3 protein-coding genes are annotated in these 4,469 nt (G+C 33.3%); all 3 read left to right on the top strand.

The genetic code is table 11. The features are described from left to right. The first annotated feature begins 224 nt into the window (after positions 1-224). Positions 225-1,169, top strand: coding sequence for a hypothetical protein (locus tag ABGX27_05520; protein ID MEO2068953.1), 945 nt, complete (start codon positions 225-227; stop codon positions 1,167-1,169). Continuing rightward, a complete protein-coding gene (locus ABGX27_05515; protein ID MEO2068952.1) occupies positions 1,159-4,068 on the top strand; it encodes a tetratricopeptide repeat protein in 2,910 nt (969 codons plus the stop codon). The genes ABGX27_05520 and ABGX27_05515 overlap by 11 nt, the downstream gene beginning before the upstream one ends. 54 nt (positions 4,069-4,122) lie before the next feature. Further along, positions 4,123-4,469, top strand: a 347-nt coding sequence (locus ABGX27_05510; protein MEO2068951.1) for a phosphoribosylanthranilate isomerase, incomplete at its 3' end; no start/stop codon positions are given.

Here is a 4,469-nt window from a genome sequence, read left to right as displayed (position 1 = left end):
CGTTCCGCTAGAAGCTACTCTAAGAATAAAGGGGTGTGATGTCAAAGTCTTTGGATCTTCAAAAGAGAGAAGAGAAGGAAATCTTCTATTCATCCAAGCAGACGAAAGAGAAGTTACTAAGATTAAAGCTTTTTGCAAGGATTAACTTCTTATCCGGTAAGGAAATTTTTCTGGTAACATTGACCTTTTTAGCTATAGCTATTTTTTTCTTTCCCAAGGGAGAATTGGAAAAGTTTCTTTTCCTACCGGAAGACTATAACTACTTTTTATCACGCATATATTTAAAAGGACTTTTGAAGGTTTCTTACGACCCTAAACTTGTAATAGCACTTGTCCAAAAAGATATCCATTTAGACTACTTAGAAGAAGCTAACAGCCTTTTAAAGAGGTTATTATCAGATAAATTAGGTTCTAAGAATCTATTTCCCGAAATTGTTCGCCTTTATCTAAAAGTTATAGAGATAAAGCTTTCTAAAGGCATACTTTCTAGAGAAGAAGCAGAAGAAGAAATTTTAAAGTTACTTCCAAAAGCTAAGGACGAGGAGGTTCTATTAGAAATCTATAAAAAGTGTAAAACTCTAGGCTTCAGAAAACCCCTTTTGATTACTGTTGAAAAACTTGCTAATTTAAGTAGAGATTCTACACGTTGGTATAAAGAACTTTATAAACTCTTAATTGCTAACAGATCCTATAAAAAAGCTCTTGAAACAATAGACAAATTAATTTTCTTATCGAGGTCAAAAAAAGAAAAAGAAGAACTCTTGAGAGAAGGAATAAAACTGGCTGTCTATTTAAAAAGATACGACAAAGCCATCTACTACAGCGAGATTCTACTAAGAAACTTTCCTATTTCTTACGAAAATGTTAAAACTGCTATTGACTTGGCTCTCTCCCGAAAAGATTACAATAAAGCAGTACAGATTGCTCTTTATGCATTTAGAAAGACAGGGAAGAAAGAATACTTTAAAAGAGCCGTAGAAATAGCAATGTGGGGAAGAAAAAAGGGAGTAGTGGCTTACTTGCTTAGAGTTTACGGATTAAAGTTTCTGGATGACCCTGAAATGGCTGTCTTTCTTTTAAATACTGTTCGCGCCATTGGAAATAGAAACCTGGCCGTGACTTTTGCGAAAAAAGCTTTCTCAATATACGGAATGAATAATGAAAAGTAGGAAAAAATTTTTGGGATTTGCATTATTAATCTCTTTATTTAGTAGTGCATATGCTAAGGATATTTATTACTCTTTTCAACTTGGAACCTTTCCCAAAAAAAACATGGCAGAAAACTATCTTAGGACTCTTCCAATTCAGCTTAGAGAAAAATCCTTCCTGTATAGAACGGATAAAGGATTTTGGACAGTCAGAATTTTTGTTGCACCTACGATTAATGACTTGAAAGGGAAGGAGAATTTCTTAAAAGAATTTAGAGTAAAAGATTACTCAATAGTTCCTACATCAATAAAAAAACTTAGAAGGGAGAAATTAAACCTTAGAGAGAAAATTTTAAGATTATCCTTGAAGATACTTCTTGAAAATAGCAAACTTTATGACGCATTTAAGGTGGCAAAGAAGGGAACGGAACTTTTCCCAAATTCTCCATTTTGGTGGAGAGAACTAGCCAAAATCTCACTGTGGGTCCAAAAACCACAAGAAGCACTAAGAGCTTACACAAAATTTTACGGAATCCAAAAAGACAAAAGAGTTTTAAAAGAAATCTATAGACTTGCAGTAGCTTTAAGAGATTTTAAAACAGCACAAAATGCATTAGAAACTCTAGCTAAAGAAAATCCTAAAGAATTCTTGAAAAATTTTTCTGTAGACGAGGTTTTTGGGTTATTCCAACAAACAGGGGACATAGATAAAGGAATAGAACTTTTATCACAGCTAAATATTGACTCTCCAAAAATTTTACGGAAATTTGCTAAGTTTTACTGGTTTTATGGAATGCCCCAGAAAGCACTTGAAATTTTCTCTAAGTTAAGAGCTGAAGGAAAGTTAACTCTTGAAGATGCCTTACTACTTTCGAATATACTTATTTCAAAAAGGAAATACAAAGAAGCTCTTTCGGTTTTAAAAGATTTTTCTTCTAAAGCTGGGAACAGTAACTATCTATTCTGGAGAACCCTCGCAGATATTTCGTGGGAACTTGGAGATTTTAAAACAAGCGTCGAAGCTATCAAGAGAATAACAAGAATCGGAAAGGCGAAAAAAGAAGATTGGGAACGCTTAATTATCTTTCTTTCCCAAAACTCTCCTGAAAAAGCACTTGACTTATCTTTAAAGGGCTATGAAAAATTCAAAAGCTTAAATTTTCTTTTTTATTTTTTTGACTTGGCTTTCAGACTTGAAAGATGGGAAGATGTGATAAAGCTTATAGAAGAACTTCCTACAGAAGAAAAAAAGAAACTTCTTTCACAGACTTGGATAGAGTACACTTATGTAACTTCCTTGTTAAAAACAGGACAGATTTTAAAAGCTTTAAACTTTTTGAAAAGTTCCTTAGAAAGAAAGCTGAACAAGGATTTTCTAGCAGAATATCTATACCTTCTTATGAAGCTCCATAAAGTGGAAGAACTGGAGAAAGCACTTAAAAAGTATCAGAAAGCAGAAAGCTTAATACCAGAATCCTTTATTCTGTCATACATCTACCTTCAAGAAGGGAAAAAAGCTTTACTCTTATCCAATAAGGTAAAGAACCTTGATCCTCTTCTTAAGGCAGATGTCCTAGAGTTGATTGGAAGGAAAAAGGAAGCCAAAAAACTACGATTTTTAGTTTATAAATCCCTCAAAGAAGAAGTAAAAGGAGGAAATAACAATGATGTTAACATTCTAACAAACTATCTAAGAACTTCTCTGTACTTTGAAAACGGTTCAAAATTTCTACAAGTTCTTCCTAGATACAAAAAAAGGCTACCACAAGATGTTTATAGAGAACTTTATCTTTCTTTCCTTGCAAAAAATAATCAGATAGAAAAACTTCTGTTTCTTAGAAACCGTAAAGGAGAAAAATTTCCACTTTGGTTAGAGTTTAGCTTGGCAGAAAAGAGAAAAGATTTTTATTCCCTTAAAAAACTTGAGGAAAAATACAGGAAAGTTTTACCTATAGAGGGAAGAATAGCTTTTCTCTCCCAAGCAGGAGAAACGGAAAAGGCTTTTCATTTAGCTTTTAGGGCTTTAGAAGAAAATAGAGAAAACGTAAGTATCTATCAGAACTTACAAAACTTATTTATGAAAGAAGCTAATTTCTCATCTACCGGGATTAGTTTTGAAAGCAGAGAAAACTCTAATTATTTAAAAGTATCCGAAAATTTACTCTTTGCTCTTAGAAAGGATTTTAAGATCGGTCTATCCTACGAAAAAGTTTTCCCTTCATCTTATTCCTACAACCATATTTTTGGATTGGTCTTCCTCGAAAAAGAATTATCCATAGGAAAGCTGAAAGTTTCTGGCGGAATTTTAAAAACCAAAGATAAAGTAGAAAGTATAGAAACTTCATTAGAAGGAAGGAACTTATCTTTACTTGTAAGAAAAAACTTTTCTGCCACCGAAACCGACCATCTTTTCTGGGAAGGAAAGAAGGATGAATTTCTAGTTTCAATAACTTATCCAGCATTAAATAGACTTCGATTAAGTTCCATTTATGGAAAGAAAAAGTTTTCACTTTTTAGTGGAGAAGTCGTAGGGTATGGTGAAAAACTTTCTGCAGAAGTTAACTACTACTTAAGGTTCCAATATCCTGATATAGCCTTAGGAGAATTTCTGGAAGCCAACAGGTTTAGAGAACAAGATAATCAAAGATTACTTCCTGATAGTTATTTTCAGGTTGGAGCAAAGGTTTCAATTGGCGTAAGCAGTAAAGATAAACCTCATAAGAAACTTAAACCTTTCTTCGAAGGAGTTGTTTTCTACAATCAAGCCTATGGTTTTGGTGGAATCACCACCGTAGGTTTTGGTAAAAGCATCTTTGGAAAGGATAATCTTCTTTTTCAACTAAATCTCTCTACCGGTTTAAGCGAACTGAGAAAAGATAACTTAGCCATAGGAATTAATTACAAAAAGTGGTTTAAGTGATATTCTTTCCTTTCTAGAACGAAATTTTAGAAAAAGCTAAAAAAGGAGGTCGGAATGACAAAAGTAAAAATATGTGGAATAACAAACCTTGAAGATGCCACCATGGCCTGTGAATTTGGAGCAGACGTTTTAGGTTTTATTCTATATCCTAAAAGTAAAAGATTTATAAAGGCTAAGGATATAAGGAAAATAACCTCTCAACTTCCACCTTTTGTATTAAAAGTTGGGGTATTTGTAAATGAAGACCCAAGAAACGTTTTGGAGATACTTAGCTATGCCCACCTTGATTTTGCCCAACTCCACGGAGACGAAACACCAGAAGATTGTGAATACATAGGATCAAACAGAGTAATAAAAGCCTTTAGACTTAAAAACGTTGATGAAGTAGATAAGATAGAACC

It is taken from the genome of Desulfurobacteriaceae bacterium (assembly GCA_039832905.1).
In the GTDB taxonomy this organism is placed as follows: domain Bacteria; phylum Aquificota; class Aquificia; order Desulfurobacteriales; family Desulfurobacteriaceae; genus Desulfurobacterium.
The sequence above is the reverse complement of the archived record's forward strand: the minus strand, read 5'-3'. Positions and strand labels throughout refer to the sequence as shown.